This is a genomic window from Sphingomonas pollutisoli (assembly GCF_029167165.1).
In the GTDB taxonomy this organism is placed as follows: Bacteria; Pseudomonadota; Alphaproteobacteria; order Sphingomonadales; family Sphingomonadaceae; genus Sphingomonas; species Sphingomonas pollutisoli.
Window position 1 is genome coordinate 1 of record NZ_JARFNJ010000047.1, and the last position, 2586, is coordinate 2586.

General features: G+C 59.8%; 1 protein-coding gene. It reads left to right on the plus strand.

What is annotated here, in order from left to right; translation table 11 throughout:
• The first annotated feature begins 735 nt into the window (after window positions 1-735).
• A complete protein-coding gene (locus tag PX554_RS26475) occupies window positions 736-2565 on the plus strand; it encodes a reverse transcriptase domain-containing protein (RefSeq protein ID WP_275505039.1) in 1830 nt (609 codons plus the stop codon).
• The last annotated feature ends 21 nt before the right edge of the window (window positions 2566-2586 follow it).

The following is a 2586-nucleotide window of genomic DNA, read 5'->3' on the forward strand; positions in this document are numbered from 1 at the left end:
GTGTTCAACGGTGCGCCGTAACGGCGGAAGTATAAAGGAGCTCTACCATGAGTAGATGATCTTGCTGGCTATAGATCATGCCCACTGGACTAACCTCGGCTAGCAATAGCTGTAATCCCGAAAGGGACGGGGAAAAGTAGCATGTTCAGAAAAGGTCCGGAAGCGCCAGAACCATTCGCGGCGTCATGGATCAGGGCAAGACGTGTATGGTGAAAGCTATACTGCCTGAACCCCAGTTTGCAGCGGCTAACAACGTGAGCGGTGTCGCAGGATGGTTGACGCGGCACATCGGAGAAATGGAGGAAAGGGCGTTGAGTTCCTCCCGAGCAAGCGGTGATGCCGCGAGCCTGCCAGCTTCTCCGGCGCACCCTCTGTAGGGAGGGGCAAGTGAACGAACGGGGCACCTAACCACGTCGGAACTCCGATTTCCGTAATTGCGGGATCGCCTAAACAGGACGGCTTGCCGGACCTGCATGGCGACGGAGCCGCCATAGTACTCGAATGCCCGGCGTAACGGCCGGGACAGTCTCCACCTCGGTGGGGAACGAGCGCGGCCATAAGCGCGGGGCAACCCGTGCGAAAAGCCTCAACGCTCGGGGGAAGGGCGGCAGCGACTGCGATCAGACAACCTCACGAGGAGGTGTGCTAATGCTGCCAAATACCATCGAGAGGGCCGTCAGATCACTCCCGACCATCATCAGGTCGGGTCGGCGGGTCAATGGACTCTTCCGCCTCATGAAAAGCCCGCTCCTTTGGGAGCATGCCTATCAGCAGATCGCGCCCAACAAGGGTGCGATGACGCCGGGCGTTGACGGCAAGACACTCGACGGCTTCTCGCCCGAGATGGTCAGGTCGATCATCGACCGGTTGGCGGACGGAAGCTATCGGCCCAAGCCGGTACGTCGGGTGTATATCCCGAAAGCCAACGGCAAGAAACGGCCGCTTGGCGTGCCGACCACGGAGGACAAGCTCGTCCAGGAAGTGGTGCGAACGCTCCTTGAGCAAATCTATGAACCGCTGTTCTCGCAGCACTCGCATGGGTTTAGGAAAGAGCGATCGTGCCATACGGCGTTGGAATCCATCCGCGCCAAATGGACGGGGGTGAAGTGGCTGATCGACGTCGATGTTGTTGGGTTCTTCGACAATATCGATCATGATGTTCTGATTGGCCTGCTGGAAAAGCGGATCGCGGATCGTCGCTTCGTGCGCCTGATCCGAGGCTTGCTCAAGGCGGGCTATATCGAGGACTGGGTCTATCATCGGACCTACAGCGGCACACCTCAGGGCGGTGTCGTCTCGCCGATGCTGGCGAATATCTACCTCCATGAGCTTGATATGTTCATTGAGGCCCGGATCGCCAGCTTCACCAAGGGCGACAAACGCGGGTTCACGAATGATTATCGTCGAATCCGCAACCGCACTTCTTACCTGCGTCGGAACGTGGATGCGCTGCGAGCCCAAGGGCTTGCGGACTCCCCGAAGATCACCTCCATGTTGGAGGAGATTGGTCGGCTCAAGGCAGAACGGGCAACCGTTCCGGCCAGCGACGCCCTCGATCCCAACTATAGGAGACTGCGATACTGCCGCTATGCCGATGACTTCCTCATCGGTGTGACCGGCAGCAAAGCGGATGCACGCCAGTTGATGGAGGAGGTCAGGGTCTTCCTGACCGACACCCTGAAGCTGGAAATGTCCGCCGAGAAAAGCGGAATCCGAAAAGCCACGGATGGGGCGCGGTTCTTAGGATACGAGGTCTGCACCAGCACCAACCGTAATCCGCACAAGGCGATCTTCGATGGTCGTCCGACCTTGCGGCGCGGCTTGGCTGACCGGCTGCGGCTTCGCGTTCCGAGGGATCGGGTTGTCCGGTTCGTCAACGACAAGGGCTGGGGCGACTATGAAGCCTTCCGCCCGCGTGGTCGGCCCGCGCTGCGCTTCGCAAGCGACGTGGAGATCGTCCTTGCCTACAATGCCGAATGGCGCGGCTTTGCGAACTATTATGCCCTAGCTGACGACGTGAAGCGCAAGCTGAACAAAGGCGGTTACTTCGCCCTGTTCTCCTGCGTCAAAACCATCGCCGCCAAGCATAGGACATCGGCTCGCAGCGTCTTCGCCAGACTGCGGCGTGGGATGGACTTCTTCATCCGCTTCGAGGTGGGAAATGAACCCCGCGCGATCAAGCTGTGGCAGTTGAAGGACCTGCGACGACATGTACGAACGTGGGGCGGGATCGATAATCCCCGCTCCGCCCAGTTCGTGTTTAGCAGGACAGAGTTGGTCGAACGGCTCAATGCTCGCCAGTGTGAGCGTTGTGGTCGGGAAGACCTGCCCTGCGAAATCCATCACGTCCGCCGGGTCGCGGAGATGCAATATGCCGGACTGTCTCGCCATATGCAGGCAGCACGGCAGCGCAAGCGCGTCGTCCTGTGCGTCGCTTGCCACAATAGCATCCACGCCGGTCAACCAACCGACCGCCAACGGCGGATAGCACGCAGTCGTGGAGAGCCGGATGCGCTGAAAGGTGCACGTCCGGTTCGGAGGGGGGCCGAGCAATGTTCTCTCTGAGACCTTGCCGGCCTACCCTAC